The organism is Sediminibacterium sp. FW305-C-61 (assembly GCF_058231065.1).
Genome location: NZ_JBIQXR010000002.1, coordinates 238,765 through 252,855 on the forward strand (window position 1 = coordinate 238,765; position 14,091 = coordinate 252,855).

Genomic DNA, 14,091 nt, shown 5'->3' on the forward strand with positions numbered 1-14,091 from the left:
TGTCGCAATGTTTATTTGGCGCCCGACTTTTTCTTCTTCACTTTGGGCTCTCTTTTCTTGCGATAAGTATCATCAAAAAAACATTTGATACCGCGATGGTTTCCGCAGCTTCCTTGTTCTTTTACCGTTACATAATTTCCGGAAAACTTAAAATCAATAATACATGGATCCCCATTTTCTGTGAACTGGGCATTACCCGTATTATTTACTTTAAAGATCCCTTTTAATTCACCCACACAGCTTCCTCTGTCTTTTTCAAAATGGAGAAAGAAAAGATAGTGGTTCGCATCCTTACCATCTCTTACAGAAAGATAGTTTTTTTCATTCACCACATATTCCCCACTAAGTTTGTTCATTCTGGGTAACGTGTCTATCGGATTTATTACCGCCGTTTTTTCCGGATCTTCATTACTATCCGTAACTACCAGCATAAAGATACCTGCATCGTTATATACCCATCCTGATCTGGTAAATTTTAAAGTATTATCAGGAGAACTCTTCTCCCTGTTAATCATGAATGTAGGTTCTTTATTGATCGACACAAATCGATAATAACCGCCAGACTGCTGATTGGTCAGTAATTCTTTGGCTGCGAGGTATTTTAATTTTTTATCTGTTACCACAACCACACAGGTTGTTTTTTTCTGTCTGGTAAAGTTTAGCAAGAGATAATTTTCTTTCTCTTTTTCAATGATACCTACCGGTTTTATTATAGCTTTTTTGTCTTTGCCAATATAATCTGTAATAACACTATCCGGCACAAATTGACTTAATGCCTTGTAGCCAATACGGGTTGTGTCGGCTTTGCGGGTAATATTCGAATCAGCAATCAGGTAAGTGCCGGTTATTTTGGGAAAGGCAGTGAGAAAGTCTTCTGCTTTCAGGGGGACATCTCCTGAAAAATCAATTTTCTGTTCCTTACAGGCCAAAAGGAATAACAGAAGTAATGCAGAAAACCAGGGCTTCATGAGCAGAATTTGCAATAAAAATAGGGTTTTCGGACATTATCTTGGATATTATCTTTTTATTTTTTAGGTTTGTCTAAAAATAAATTTAGGTACATGACTTTTTCAATAGCAGAAGAAAATTATATCAAGGCGGTCTACCACCTGCAGCAAGACGAGGAGCTGGTATCTACCAATGCTTTATCTGCTGAGCTGCAGACAAGGCCGGCTTCTGTAACTGATATGTTGAAAAAATTAAAAACCAAACGAATCATCAGTTACGAACCATATCATGGTGTTAAGCTGAGTAGTGAAGGGAGAAAAGTGGCATTGGGTATTATTCGTAAGCATCGTTTGTGGGAATATTTTCTGGTAGATAAACTTCAGTTTGGTTGGGATGAAGTACATGAAGTAGCAGAGGAATTAGAACATATCACCAGCAGTAAACTGATTGATAAACTTGATGCTTTTCTTGGTTATCCAAAATTCGATCCGCATGGCGATCCGATACCGGATAGTCGTGGCCGTTTGGCTTTACAACAGCATGAGCCATTATCTGGTATTTGTGAACATAAGCTTGTAGAAATTACGGCTGTTGGAAGCCAGTCATCAGAATTACTCGAAGTGCTAAAACACAAAGGCCTGCAAATGGGTACCAGGCTCGAAGTAAAAAAAATATTTGAATTCGATGGTTCCATTGAACTGAAAATAAAGAATCAACCTATGGTAACCATTAGCCGCGATTTAGCAGCCGTATTATTTGTAAAAACTGTTTAAGATGAACCAGCATAAAGACGAACACCTTTCATTGAGTGAAGTACATGCTTCGGTTGATACCACTGTTCCCAGAAAAGGATGGCGGAGAATATTGGCCTACCTCGGACCAGCATACCTGGTTAGTGTTGGCTATATGGATCCGGGTAACTGGGCAACCGATTTGCAGGGAGGGGCCAAGTTTGGATATCAGCTTATCTGGGTATTGCTAATGAGTAACCTGATGGCATTATTGCTGCAAAGTCTGAGTGCCAGACTGGGCATAGTAAGGAGAAGAGATTTGGCACAGGCTAATCGCGAAACCTATCCTCCATTGGTTAATTTCTGTTTATATATACTGGCCGAATTAGCCATTGCAGCTACGGATCTTGCAGAAGTTGTAGGTATGGCAATCGGTATTCATTTGCTTACCGGACTTCCATTGATATGGGGAACGGCCATCACAGTGTTGGATACCTTTCTTTTCCTCTTATTACAACGTTATGGTATCAGAAAGATGGAGGCATTCATACTTGCACTGGTAGCAACCATCGGTTTTTCTTTCCTCATTGAAATACTTATTGCCAAGCCAGATTTAAAGGAAGTAGTTACTGGGTTTGTTCCATCAATGTTGGGTAACGAATCACTCTACATTGCGGTTGGAATTATTGGTGCAACCGTAATGCCCCATAATTTATACCTCCATTCTGCCTTGGTACAAACAAGGAAAATCGGGGCAGACCAACACAGTATTAAACGTGCATTGAAATATAATTTTATCGACAGCTTTGTTGCATTAAACGCAGCATTCTTTGTGAATGCAGCCATACTTGTGCTTGCAGCAACAGTATTTTTCAAAACAGGCAATACGGATGTAGCAAGAATAGAAGACGCGCATAAATTATTACAACCCCTATTAGGTACAGAACTGGCGCCTATATTATTTGCGGTGGCTTTGATTGCTGCCGGACAAAGTTCTACGATTACCGGTACGCTGGCCGGACAAATTGTAATGGAAGGTTACCTGCATTTACGTTTGAACCCATGGCTCAGACGTTTGCTTACCCGGGTTATTGCCATTGTACCAGCCGTGTTGGTAATAGGCATATATGGAGATGGAAAAGTTGATGATCTCCTTGTATTCAGCCAGGTAATTCTGAGTCTTCAATTGGGTTTTGCAGTTATACCCTTGATTCATTTTGTGAGCGACAAAGAAACCATGGGGAGTTTTGTTATTAAACCCTGGGTTAAAATAGCGGCATGGCTAGTAGCTGTAGTGTTGGTTTTTCTAAATGTAAAACTGGTTGCAGAAGAAGTAATGCAGGTTTATATTGCAGAAGGAGAGTGGGGGTTGAAAATATTGGTTTCAGTATTGATACTTGTTTTTTTATGGCTTTTCCTCGTCATGACTTTCCTGCCCTTTTTCAAAAAACGCAGACAGAAACAGCACGCAGCTATGCATGGTGAATGGGCCCAGTTAAAAAATCTTTCTGTAGGGCATATCCGCAAAATAGCCGTAGCGCTTGATTTTACCCTGGCAGATGAAAAATTAATAGCCCATGCGCTGGCTCAGGGTAATAAATCGGTTCAACTGATCTTGATACATGTGGTGGAAAGTGTATCTGCCAAATACCTGGGGGCGGCCAGTGACGACGAGGAGACCAGGATCGACCAGCAAAGACTGGATCATTATTGCCAGCAATTACAACAGCAGGGTTATCAGGTAACTGGTTTACTTGGCTATAAAAACAGGGTAAGGGAAATCATCAGAATGGTGAAAGAATCCGAGGCAGACCTGGTAGTAATGGGAGCCCACCGGCATAGCGGGTTGAAAGATTACCTGTTTGGAGAAACGATAGAAGACGTGCGCCATGCCCTGCAAGTACCCGTTCTTATTGTAAACGTTTAAGTGAAAATCAGTGAACTTGCTTTGTGCGTTTAATAGGATACTTACATATTTATTCTTCAGGCACTCTGCGAAACCTTCGTTACCTCCCGTTCTCCGCGGTGAAAAGACCCCATATCGGCTCAATGCAGTATGGAAGAACAGAGCGTTTTCGCAGTGAGGTATTTGTGAGAAATTGCTATTTTTTGCTCAAGGGCAATGCCATGAAATCGTTACTTTTGTCCCCGTTTATCATTTAAAACTAATATATGTCGCAAAAAATCAAAGTAGCAAATCCGGTGGTGGAACTGGATGGTGACGAGATGACAAGAATCATCTGGAAATTTATCAAAGAAAAATTGATCCTTCCTTATTTGGAAGTAGATATTAAATATTATGACCTTGGAATGGAATACCGCGACGAAACCAACGATCAGGTAACCATTGATGCGGCAAATGCGATTAAGCAATATGGTGTAGGTATTAAATGTGCCACAATTACACCCGATGAAGAGCGTGTGAAAGAATTCAGTCTGAAACAAATGTGGAAGAGCCCTAACGGAACCATCCGTAATATCTTAGATGGTACCGTATTCCGTGAGCCAATCGTTTGTAAAAATGTACCACGTCTGGTTCCCAACTGGACAGCACCCATCTGTATTGGTCGTCACGCTTTCGGTGATCAGTACCGTGCTACTGATTTTGTAACAAAAGGGAAAGGAAAACTAACCATCAAATTTGAAGGGGAAGATGGTACGGTTCAGGAATTTGAAGTGTTCAATTTTAAGGGAGATGGTGTTGCTTTGGCCATGTATAATACCGATGAAAGTATCAAAGGTTTTGCCCGTGCATGTTTCAACCAGGCCCTGAGCAAAAAATGGCCTTTATACCTTTCAACCAAAAACACCATCCTGAAAAAATACGATGGTCGTTTCAAAGATATTTTTGAAGAAATCTACCAGAATGAATTCAAAGCTGCGTTCACTGAAGCAGGTATTACCTATGAGCACCGCTTAATTGATGACATGGTTGCCAGCGCACTTAAATGGAATGGTAATTTTGTATGGGCATGTAAGAACTATGATGGTGACGTACAAAGTGATACTGTTGCTCAAGGCTTTGGATCATTAGGTCTTATGACTTCTACACTGGTTACACCGGATGGCAAAGTAATGGAAGCGGAAGCGGCACATGGTACTGTAACACGCCACTACCGTGAGCACCAAAAGGGTAAGCCAACATCAACAAACCCAATTGCCTCGATCTTCGCATGGACAAGAGGTCTGGAGTTCCGTGGTAAACTGGATGGTAACCAGGAACTGATTAATTTCTGTCAGGCACTGGAGCAGGTTTGTATTGAAACCGTTGAAAGCGGTAAAATGACCAAAGACCTTGCAGTATGTATCCATGGCAATAAAGTAAACCACGGGGAACACTATCTATATACTGAAGAGTTCCTTGAGGCACTGGATCAGAACCTGAAAGCGAAACTCGCGAAGTAATAAATCTTTGATTTTTTGATCTTTGATCTTTGATTTGGAATAATGCTAAATCAAAGATCAAAGATCAAAAATTCAAAAATCACTTAAGAAACCGCTTGATCTCTTTTTGGACGTCTCTGTCTTTGATGGTTTCGCGTTTATCGTGGAGTTTTTTACCTTTTCCTAAGCCTATTTCTACTTTCACCAGGTTTTTTTCATTCAGGAAAACACGCAGTGGAACAATGGTATATCCTTTCTCTTTTAGTTTGGCCTGAATTTTTTTGAGTTCTCTTTTTTGGAGTAAGAGTTTTCTGTCGTGAACAGCGATATGGTTATTGGCAGTGCCATGGGTGTATTCGGCAATGTATAAAGCACGTACCCATAATTCGCTGCCATCAAAAAAACAGAAGGAATCATTGAAACTTACTTTGCCATCGCGAATCGATTTCACTTCCGTTCCAAGCAATACAATACCAGCTACATATTTATCTTCTATGTAGTAATTGTAATAGGCCTGCCTGTTATTCATTTCCTTTGCCATGGCAGTGGGTTACAATAAGGTGGTAAAAGCTAGCTTCTGAAATGGATCGACAACTGGGCAAGTTTTTGCTTTAGTTGTTTCCTGTCAACAATAAAATCGAGGAATCCATGCTCCAGCAGAAATTCACTTCTCTGGAAGCCTTCAGGCAGATCTTTCTTAATGGTTTCTTTAATTACGCGTGGACCAGCAAATCCAATAAGGGCACCGGGTTCAGCGATGTTTAAATCGCCCAGCATTCCAAAGCTGGCAGATATGCCCCCAAATGTTGGGTCAGTGAGTAAGGAAATATAGGGTAAGCCTGCGTCGCTCAGTTGTGAGAGCTTGCCACTGGTTTTGGCCAATTGCATCAGACTGAATGCACTTTCCATCATACGGGCACCACCACTTTTACTGATAACGAGGTAGGGGAGTTTGTGTTCGATGCAATAGTCTACTGCACGACTGAATTTTTCACCCATTACACTACCCAGCGATCCTCCGATGAATTCAAAATCCATACAGGCAATCACAAATCCTTCACCATCAACTTTTCCGGTAGCAACACGCATAGAGTCTTTGAGGTCTGTCTTGGCGTGAATTTCATCTAATCTTTTCTGATAGGGCTTAAGATCGGTAAAGCCCAATGCATCTTTACTCCTGATCTGATCAAACAGTTCAGTATAGGCACCTTCATCGAAGAGAAAATCGTAGTAGTCCTGACTACCGATCCTATGATGGTGGTTACATTTTGGACATACATACAGATTTTCGCTGAGTTCCGTAGTGGTGCAGATATAATTACATTCCGGACATTTATTCCAGAGTCCTTCCGGTGTTTCTTTCTTATCGGCGGTTGAAGTGAGGATACCCTTACGGATACGTTTGAACCAACGGGGTTTACCTGCATCTTCACCTTGCATTCCTTCACCTGTCAGATTTGCTTCAAAATCTTCTTCACGTTCTTTTTTCATAACGGGCAATAATTGGGGGGCTAAGATAGGGATATAAGTCGGAAAGTCCGAAAGACCATGAGTCTGAAAGACCGAAAGATGACTGTTTTAAATAATCCATCTTCCGGTCTTCCGGACTTTCCGACTTTCGGTCTGCTATGCGTTCCTATTAATACAATTCAGGTCCTCAAAGGCAACTTCCAGGCGTTTAGCGAAGTTTTCCTCGCCTTTGCGGAGCCAAACACGGGGATCATAGAATTTTTTATTCGGTTTTTCGGCTCCTTCCGGATTGCCGAGCTGTCCTTGAAGGTATCCTTCATTCTTTTTGTAGAAGTCTTTGATACCCTCCCAGAATGCCCACTGGAGGTCGGTATCGATGTTCATTTTGATGGCACCGTAACCGATCGCTTCCCTGATCTGGTGCTGGGGTGAGCCACTACCACCGTGGAACACGAAATAAACCGGTTTTTTACCTGTTTTCAGTTCCTGCTCAATATAGAGCTGGCTATTATTCAGGATCTCAGGACGTAATTCTACGTTACCCGGACTATAAACACCGTGTACATTACCAAAAGCAGCGGCTACGGTGAACAGTTTGCCCACTTTACTTAATTCAGTATAAGCATAAGCTACGTGCTGGGGCTGAGTATAAAGTTTATCGTTTTCTATGCCACTGTTATCAACACCATCTTCTTCACCACCTGTAACACCCAGTTCAATTTCAATACTCATTCCCAATGGGGCCATTCGTTTGTAAAACTCTACTGATGTATGGATATTTTCTTCAATGGGCTCTTCAGAAAGATCGAGCATATGAGAACTAAAAAGTGGTTGTCCTTTTTCTTTATAAAACTGCTCTCCGGCATCGATTAATCCGCTTACCCATGGCAACCATTTTTTGGCGGCATGGTCGGTATGCAGTACAACCGGAACGCCATAATATTTGGCAACATTATGAATATGTAATGCTCCTGAAATACCACCAGCGATATTCCCCTGGAGGTTATCGTTAGGCATTCCTTTACCAGCAATAAATTGAGCTCCTCCATTGGAGAATTGTATGATCACAGGAGAATTTACCTTGGCTGCTGTTTCCAGTGTTGCGTTAATAGTGTTTGTTCCAATAGTGTTAACAGCAGGTAACGCAAATTGATTGTCTTTCGCATCATTATACAATGCTTCCAGTTCTTCACCGAATAAAACGCCGGCCCTGTACTTTTTCATAGTTGTGCTTGTTTTGTTGTGAATTGTCAATAGTGAATAGTCAATAATCAATTGTCAGTAGTGAGTAGTGAGTAAACAAACCCTACCATTCACCATCCAAATCCAAATCCGACATCCGACATCAGACATCAGACATCAGACATCAGACATCAGACATCTGCGATCTGCGATCTGCGATCTGCGATCTGCGATCCGACAGGCGGCAAGATACTTCACTTGCCGCAAACGTCCGTTAGCTTTTTGCTGCTGTGGATGAACTGTTGATTCTTTCTGATAAACCGCAGAAATAAGCAGGAGCCTGCATTAATCGGCTACCGTACCAGCTAAACATTTCCCCATCAACCAAAGTGATAAGTGTAGAGGGGAGAAGGTCCTGTAGAGCAGCAATATGTTTTTCTTTAAAAGGGTAGGGTTCGGAGGAAAGTAATATTATTTCCGGTGATAATGTTTTGATTTGTTCAGCAGTTATCGTCGGATACCTGTTTTGATTGGCCAGTAGATTGATGAAGCCACAGCGGGTTAACATGTCGTGAATAAAAGTATCTGAACCAACACTCATGTAGGGGTCTTTCCAAATCAGGTACAAACAGGTTTTGCCTTTATTATTTAATGGTTTTTTTTCCAGAGTTGCAAATGCTTCTTTTGTCTTTACTAAAATATCATTGGCAGCAGCAGTCCGGCCAGTAATATTTCCCAGGTGATCTATCATTTCAAAAGCATCTTCAAGGGTATTGATATCGCTGGTCCATACAGGAGCGATTGTTCTTAGTGCTTCCACCTGTTCTTTTACATTCTCTTCTTTATTCGCAATAATCAGATCAGGCTTTAAAGCGGCTACCCGTTCTGGTTTTACATCTTTGGTACCACCAATACGGTTCTTATTGCGAAACCATGTATTGGGGTGGATGCAAAATTTAGTGATACCAACTACTTCGGCTTCAAGTCCTAAGTCGGACAATAGCTCCGTTTGGGATGGCACCAGCGAAACAATTCTCTTTGGCTCTGCAGATAATTCAATAGTGTGACCTGTCTGATCGGTGTACAGAAACATATTGCAAAATACAGAAGATCAGTGCAACTTATCAGGAACTTTGGTTGCTGCTTATGATAATGGGTAGGCTACTATCAGTTGGCGCATAGGTTTTCTCAACCAGTTTTTTCAAACCCGAGTACATGGCATTAGCTTCAGGGGTGAGGTAGGCAGAGAAAAATGTAGTGAGTGTGACTAATACCTGTACCGATATGTTAACAGGTTTTTCCAGATTCGTTTTCATGCCACAAACTTACCTTAGTATTTATAACCTAATATATCAGATATGGTTATTGCTTATAACTAAAAGTTATAGATTTTTTCGGCAATTTTAATCAGGGTTCTGTTTAGTTCACTGTTTTCGCCTTTGCGTTCAATAAAATAGAAATTTCGTTCAATCTGTAATCCGTTAAAATGTATTTCCACTAATTCGCCTTGTTCCAATTCTTTTAATACGGAGCGTTGCGGCAGGAAACCCAGTAAGTCAGATTCAATCAGAAAATTTTTAAGCGCTTCTGTTCCGCCTAATCTGGCTTTTACCTGTAAGTTGTTCATCTTAATTTTTTTCTTCTCCAGCGATGCTCTCAAAGCGGAAAGTGTTCCGCTTCCAACTTCTCTAAGAGCAAGGGGCAGATTTTTTATTTCTTCAATCTCGTATTGTTTTCTTTTGGCGATCGCACTTTTTCTGCTGCATACTGCTACAACTTTATCGGTAATAAAAGGGCGGTGACTAACCTGCGTGCGTTTTGACCTTCCTTCTACTATGCCTAGGTTTATATCGCCGCTTAACAAAGCCTGTAATACAATTTCAGTATTTCTATTGAGTAGGTCAATGACAATATGTGGGTACCTGGATTGAAAAGCGGATAAAACTTTAGGTAGAATATAAAGTGCTACGGTTGTGCTGGCGCCTAACTTAAGTGTTCCTTTTACCTGGAGCAGGTCTTTGATAGCAGATAATTCGAATTCTGTCTGGTCCTGAATGGCTTTTACTTCAATAATTTTTTCAAATAACATCCGTCCAGCTTCTGTTAGTTCGATCGCAAGTCCTTTTCGCTCAAACAAACGGGTGGCATATTGTTCTTCCAGGTTGCGTATATGTTTGCTGATAGCTGGCTGCGAAATGAACAGTAGCTGACTAGCTTTTGAAAAACTTTTTTGTCTGGCTACTTCCAGAAATACTTCATGCCTTACAGAGAGCATATTACTATTGGTTCATGGTGATTAAATATTGTTCTCCGGTAGAAAAGCCACAAGCCTCAAGCTTCAAGCTGCAAGCTTTGATTGGTGCTTGTTTTAGGTTTTTTGCTAAATGACAGGGCCTGCGAATTTGTCTCGTAAAAATCCTGCTTAAAATAAAGATTTAATTACCGTATATACGCTTGTGGATGGTTAAATTAATAGCAAAAAAAAAGCTAGTAGCTAGCAGCTAGTGGCTAGAAGCTGTTTCTTCCCGGACAGTATAATTAAAAAAGCCCCATGTAAGTTACACAGGGCTTTTAATTTACTTGGTCAGGCTTTGAATTACATCGTATTTTGTGATGATGTGGTAGTCGCCTTTTTCATCTTTAGCGAGTACTGCACCGTTTTCTTTGTTTATTAGTGTGCCTATTTTTTCAACTGGGGTAAGAAAATCTACAACCGGATAAGCGTGTTCCATTACACTTGCTACAGTTGCATCTTTCAGTTCAGGGTTGCTGAATATTTTCTGGAACAAACCACCTTCACTTAATGAGCCCACCAGTTCTCCCTCTTTCAGCACAGGTATTTGTTCAATATCATATTTCTTCATTAATTCAACTGCCGCAGCAACCGTATGGTCTGTAGCAACTGTTATGAGTTTTTGTCCACCTCGGCCATTCACAATATCCTTAAAGGTTTTTACGTCCAGGAATCCGCGTTCCATCATCCATTGGTCATTATACACTTTACCAACATAACGGCTACCGTGGTCGTGAAATACACATACTACAACATCGTCTTTGGTTAAAGATGCTTTGAGTTGCATCAATCCCTGTAAACAACTTCCAGCACTATATCCGCAGAACAAACCTTCTTCTTTTGCAATACGGCGGGCCATTACGGCACCATCTTTATCGGTTACCTGAACAAATTCGTCGATCACACTCATATCATAATTCTGCGGAACAAAATCTTCTCCGAAACCTTCCGAGATATATGGATGAACTTCATTCATATCAATCTCTCCAGTCTTGAAATATTTCGTGAGCAATGAACCGTAAACGTCTACGGCCCATACTTTAATGTTTGGATTTTTTTCTTTCAGGTACATGGCTGTTCCTGTAATGGTGCCACCGGTTCCTGCGGTACAAACAAAATGGGTAATTTTTCCTTCAGTCTGTTCCCAAATTTCAGGACCGGTAGTTTCATAATGAGCCTGTCTGTTAGCCAGGTTATCATACTGGTTCATGTACATAGAATTAGGAATTTCCTGTCCTAATCTTTTGGCTACACTATAATAACTGCGGGGATCTTCGGGCATTACGTTTGTGGGACAAACAATTACTTCCGCACCAACTGCTTTGAGGATATCTACTTTTTCTTTCGACTGCTTATCGGTTGTTACAAAAATGCATTTGTAGCCTTTTACACAGGCTGCGAGGGCGAGTCCCATTCCGGTATTACCGCTGGTGCCTTCAATGATGGTACCTCCAGGTTTAAGTTTGCCTTCTTTTTCTGCAACTTCTACCATTTTCAAAGCCATGCGGTCTTTGATGGAATTGCCGGGGTTAAAATAGTCTACCTTGGCCAGTACAGTGGCTGGGATGTCTTTAGCTACTTTGTTGAGCTTGATCAGGGGGGTATTTCCAATCGTTTCGAGTATATTATTCAACCACATGCGAAAACTAACATTTGTTTGTGGCAAAGGTAAAGTTTTGTGGCTGCCGTAGAACAGCGAATTGCTAAATCAATCTGCTTCGTTGAAACGATGGGGAAAAGGGGAGGGTGTTCTTTTGATCACCACTGCCCCTTGTATTTGCAGCGATGAATCGTAAATGGTCATAATGGCTAATTAGAAACTCTTCACTAAGTGAATAATATTACCAGTTTCTGTAAGGTTAAAACCTTTGGTATTTACGATCGATGTTTTCTCTGTTTCTTCTTCAGTAGATTTTTGTGTACCTAGGTAGGCAATTACCATAGCAGGAATAAGGGCTAACATAGCTACGATCTGGAGGTTGTTGATGAACTTTTTCATACAAGTATTTTTTTGTTGTTTTTTAATTTGATAAATCAAAGATAAGTCAACTTTTGGTACTATGCAACACATAGTACCATCTTTAAGACAGTAATATTTCTGGCAAAATAGCTTAGTTAGCTTATTAGCTGTTGATAATCAATGATTTGAGCTAAGTTTAGCCAATTTGGGTGATTTTCTGTTTTGTGATGAATGGTTGTAGGGGATGATGAAAATAGAATCGCCACTGAGGACACAGAGGGGCACAGAAGTACTTTCTGTGTATCTCAGTGTCTTCAGTGGCAATAAATAAATCAGGAATTAAGCCCCGAAACTAGCCACCATCTTACCACAAAGATCGCTTTCGATCATTTTTGCAGCGAGGCCGATCATGTTCATGAAAGCTTTGTCGTTGCTGATGCCATGGCCTATGATAACAGGCTTGGCCACACCCAGAACAGGTGTACCTCCATAGTTTTCGTAATGGAAGCGACTGAAATAGCTATCAGATGCCAGGTTACGCTGGCGGGCGATATCGTAGATTGATTCCGCCATTTTGAGGATGATATTACCGGTAAAGCCATCACATACCATTACATCGGCTTTGTCGCCAAAGATGTCGCGGCCTTCGATGTTTCCGGTAAAATTGATTTGGGTATTTTCTTTGAGGAGGGGGTAGGTCGACTGTGCCAGGATATTTCCTTTGCCTTCTTCTTCACCCACATTCATTAATCCAACCGTTGGGTTGTCAATATTGAGGATATGCTGGGCATATAAGCTACCCAGTATAGCAAACTGGTTCAGGTTTTCTGGTTTGCAGTCTGCATTTAATCCAACATCCGCCAATAAACCAGTGGTTCCATTAAGTTTAGGGATGATGGTGGCAATAGTTGGTCGGCTTACACCAGCAATAGGCTTTATACTATACATGGCACCAACCAGCATGGCTCCGGTATTTCCGGCACTAATAAATGCATCTATTTTTCCGGTTGCCAGAAGATGGAAACCGATTGCTATAGAAGATTGTTGTTTTTCCTTTAATGCTTTGGTGGGATGCTCATTATACCCGATTACTTCGGGGGCATGTATCAAATGCAAATTAGGTGATGTAACCTGGTGTTCCTCCAATAGAGGTTTTATCAGTGTTTCATCACCTATTAAATATAGTGAGGCAGCAGGTGTACCGGAAGACAGATAAAGTTTCAGCCCTTTCACCGCTTCTAACGGTGCAAAATCTCCACCCATCATGTCTATGCCAATATTCATTCGTCGTCAGCTTGGTTAATTGATCTTAAAGGATTAAGCTTTCAATGGAGCTTTTTCAGCTACCAGTTTCCCTTTATAGAACAATTTACCTTCGCTCACGTGTGCACGATGGCGTACGTGTGTTTCACCTGTAGTGCTGTCTTTGCTCAATGTAACTTCCTGTGCCACATAGTGCGTTCTTCTTTTTGCACTGCGCTGCTGTGAATGTCTGCGTTTAGGATTCGGCATATCTCGAATTTTAAAGTATCAATAATGTTTATTCCAGGTCCTTAAATTTTTCCAGCCCCTTCCACACCGTATTATGGTTGTCTTTCTGGGCATCTTCTTCCATTTTTTTCAATTTCTCCAGTACTTCTTTATTGCACCGGGGGCCACCCATCTCACTTTCACTACACATTTTTTGTAATGGAATGGTCAGGTTGATGAATTCATAGATCCAATCGCTCAGATAGAGGTGACTTTCACCCCGGCTTATATAATAAACATCGGGGTCTTCTTCCTGCTCATTCATCAGTGCTGGTTCATCCACCATTTTTACAATGATGTTGAATTCGTCCCAGAGCTGTAAAGGCAGTTGATTGCCACATCTGTCGCAGTTACTCTCCACTGTTCCGTCAATATCAAAACGAAGCTGCATGAAGTTGTTATTCTTCTCTAAACTCAGTTTAATATTGGCAACACAGTTTTTGAAATCCTGCTCTCCATATTGTGTAAAGAACTTGTCCTCAATCCGGTATTCATATACATGAGTGCCCGGCTTCAAACCCACAAAAGCTATCTCATATTCCCGCCTATGACTCATAACCGTTTTTTAAGGGCTTGCAAAGGTAGTCTAAAAT

At 41.1% G+C, this 14,091-nt stretch carries 15 protein-coding genes; 3 read left to right on the forward strand and 12 right to left on the reverse strand.

Translation table 11 applies throughout. The annotated features are described in order from the left end of the window. Nucleotides 1-11: 11 nt before the first annotated feature. Complete coding sequence (locus ACH30E_RS06165) at nucleotides 12-968, reverse strand: hypothetical protein (protein ID WP_490824055.1); 957 nt, start codon at nucleotides 966-968, stop codon at nucleotides 12-14. 93 nt (nucleotides 969-1,061) lie between these two features. Between ACH30E_RS06165 and ACH30E_RS06170 the strand changes: the two genes are divergently transcribed. The 3 genes from ACH30E_RS06170 (at nucleotide 1,062) to ACH30E_RS06180 (ending at nucleotide 5,084) form a co-directional block, all read left to right on the forward strand. Continuing rightward, entirely contained in the window at nucleotides 1,062-1,721 is a 660-nt protein-coding gene (locus ACH30E_RS06170) for a metal-dependent transcriptional regulator (protein WP_294996764.1), read from the forward strand. Between the two features lies 1 nt (nucleotide 1,722). Beyond that, a complete protein-coding gene (locus ACH30E_RS06175) occupies nucleotides 1,723-3,606 on the forward strand; it encodes an Nramp family divalent metal transporter (RefSeq protein WP_490824056.1) in 1,884 nt (627 codons plus the stop codon). A 245-nt stretch (nucleotides 3,607-3,851) separates the two neighbouring features. Continuing rightward, entirely contained in the window at nucleotides 3,852-5,084 is a 1,233-nt protein-coding gene (locus ACH30E_RS06180; RefSeq protein ID WP_294995899.1) for an NADP-dependent isocitrate dehydrogenase, read from the forward strand. A gap of 79 nt (nucleotides 5,085-5,163) precedes the next feature. On the opposite strand, the gene smpB is transcribed toward ACH30E_RS06180, so the two are convergent. The 11 genes from smpB to ACH30E_RS06235 form a co-directional block, all read right to left on the reverse strand. Next, on the reverse strand, nucleotides 5,164-5,604 hold the full coding sequence (gene smpB, locus ACH30E_RS06185; RefSeq protein WP_294995903.1) for an SsrA-binding protein: 441 nt from the start codon (nucleotides 5,602-5,604) through the stop codon (nucleotides 5,164-5,166). A 29-nt stretch (nucleotides 5,605-5,633) separates the two neighbouring features. Next, complete coding sequence (accD, locus tag ACH30E_RS06190) at nucleotides 5,634-6,554, reverse strand: acetyl-CoA carboxylase, carboxyltransferase subunit beta (protein WP_294995906.1); 921 nt, start codon at nucleotides 6,552-6,554, stop codon at nucleotides 5,634-5,636. A 135-nt stretch (nucleotides 6,555-6,689) separates the two neighbouring features. Continuing rightward, complete coding sequence (fbaA, locus tag ACH30E_RS06195) at nucleotides 6,690-7,757, reverse strand: class II fructose-bisphosphate aldolase (protein WP_294995909.1); 1,068 nt, start codon at nucleotides 7,755-7,757, stop codon at nucleotides 6,690-6,692. A 232-nt stretch (nucleotides 7,758-7,989) separates the two neighbouring features. Continuing rightward, nucleotides 7,990-8,808 (reverse strand): ABC transporter substrate-binding protein, encoded by an 819-nt coding sequence (locus ACH30E_RS06200; RefSeq protein WP_490824057.1) that lies wholly within the window; start codon nucleotides 8,806-8,808, stop codon nucleotides 7,990-7,992. 31 nt (nucleotides 8,809-8,839) lie between these two features. Then, nucleotides 8,840-9,031 carry a hypothetical protein gene (locus tag ACH30E_RS06205; protein WP_294995915.1) on the reverse strand — a complete coding sequence of 64 codons (192 nt, stop codon included), beginning with the start codon at nucleotides 9,029-9,031 and terminating at the stop codon, nucleotides 8,840-8,842. A 59-nt stretch (nucleotides 9,032-9,090) separates the two neighbouring features. Beyond that, nucleotides 9,091-9,990, reverse strand: a complete 900-nt coding sequence (locus tag ACH30E_RS06210) for a LysR family transcriptional regulator (RefSeq protein ID WP_294995918.1) — start codon at nucleotides 9,988-9,990, stop codon at nucleotides 9,091-9,093. Nucleotides 9,991-10,291: 301 nt separating this feature from the next. Further along, nucleotides 10,292-11,674 carry a pyridoxal-phosphate dependent enzyme gene (locus ACH30E_RS06215; protein WP_490824058.1) on the reverse strand — a complete coding sequence of 461 codons (1,383 nt, stop codon included), beginning with the start codon at nucleotides 11,672-11,674 and terminating at the stop codon, nucleotides 10,292-10,294. Nucleotides 11,675-11,821: 147 nt separating this feature from the next. After that, nucleotides 11,822-12,007 carry a hypothetical protein gene (locus ACH30E_RS06220; RefSeq protein ID WP_294995923.1) on the reverse strand — a complete coding sequence of 62 codons (186 nt, stop codon included), beginning with the start codon at nucleotides 12,005-12,007 and terminating at the stop codon, nucleotides 11,822-11,824. A 300-nt stretch (nucleotides 12,008-12,307) separates the two neighbouring features. Then, nucleotides 12,308-13,252 (reverse strand): phosphate acyltransferase PlsX, encoded by a 945-nt coding sequence (gene plsX, locus ACH30E_RS06225; RefSeq protein ID WP_294995926.1) that lies wholly within the window; start codon nucleotides 13,250-13,252, stop codon nucleotides 12,308-12,310. Between the two features lie 33 nt (nucleotides 13,253-13,285). Further along, nucleotides 13,286-13,480, reverse strand: coding sequence for a 50S ribosomal protein L32 (gene rpmF, locus ACH30E_RS06230; RefSeq protein WP_078830450.1), 195 nt, complete (start codon nucleotides 13,478-13,480; stop codon nucleotides 13,286-13,288). A gap of 28 nt (nucleotides 13,481-13,508) precedes the next feature. Continuing rightward, on the reverse strand, nucleotides 13,509-14,054 hold the full coding sequence (locus tag ACH30E_RS06235) for a YceD family protein (protein ID WP_294995933.1): 546 nt from the start codon (nucleotides 14,052-14,054) through the stop codon (nucleotides 13,509-13,511). Nucleotides 14,055-14,091 lie beyond the last annotated feature (37 nt).

What these genes read in the sequence shown, in the direction of transcription:
- rpmF (WP_078830450.1), bottom strand. Translation starts at nt 13,480, where the DNA reads ATGCCGAATCCTAAACGCAGACATTCACAGCAGCGCAGTGCAAAAAGA.
- ACH30E_RS06180 (WP_294995899.1), top strand. Translation starts at nt 3,852, where the DNA reads ATGTCGCAAAAAATCAAAGTAGCAAATCCGGTGGTGGAACTGGATGGT.
- accD (WP_294995906.1), bottom strand. Translation starts at nt 6,554, where the DNA reads ATGAAAAAAGAACGTGAAGAAGATTTTGAAGCAAATCTGACAGGTGAA.
- ACH30E_RS06175 (WP_490824056.1), top strand. Translation starts at nt 1,723, where the DNA reads ATGAACCAGCATAAAGACGAACACCTTTCATTGAGTGAAGTACATGCT.
- ACH30E_RS06205 (WP_294995915.1), bottom strand. Translation starts at nt 9,031, where the DNA reads ATGAAAACGAATCTGGAAAAACCTGTTAACATATCGGTACAGGTATTA.
- ACH30E_RS06200 (WP_490824057.1), bottom strand. Translation starts at nt 8,808, where the DNA reads ATGTTTCTGTACACCGATCAGACAGGTCACACTATTGAATTATCTGCA.
- ACH30E_RS06235 (WP_294995933.1), bottom strand. Translation starts at nt 14,054, where the DNA reads ATGAGTCATAGGCGGGAATATGAGATAGCTTTTGTGGGTTTGAAGCCG.
- ACH30E_RS06165 (WP_490824055.1), bottom strand. Translation starts at nt 968, where the DNA reads ATGAAGCCCTGGTTTTCTGCATTACTTCTGTTATTCCTTTTGGCCTGT.
- fbaA (WP_294995909.1), bottom strand. Translation starts at nt 7,757, where the DNA reads ATGAAAAAGTACAGGGCCGGCGTTTTATTCGGTGAAGAACTGGAAGCA.
- ACH30E_RS06210 (WP_294995918.1), bottom strand. Translation starts at nt 9,990, where the DNA reads ATGCTCTCTGTAAGGCATGAAGTATTTCTGGAAGTAGCCAGACAAAAA.
- ACH30E_RS06170 (WP_294996764.1), top strand. Translation starts at nt 1,062, where the DNA reads ATGACTTTTTCAATAGCAGAAGAAAATTATATCAAGGCGGTCTACCAC.
- smpB (WP_294995903.1), bottom strand. Translation starts at nt 5,604, where the DNA reads ATGGCAAAGGAAATGAATAACAGGCAGGCCTATTACAATTACTACATA.
- plsX (WP_294995926.1), bottom strand. Translation starts at nt 13,252, where the DNA reads ATGAATATTGGCATAGACATGATGGGTGGAGATTTTGCACCGTTAGAA.
- ACH30E_RS06220 (WP_294995923.1), bottom strand. Translation starts at nt 12,007, where the DNA reads ATGAAAAAGTTCATCAACAACCTCCAGATCGTAGCTATGTTAGCCCTT.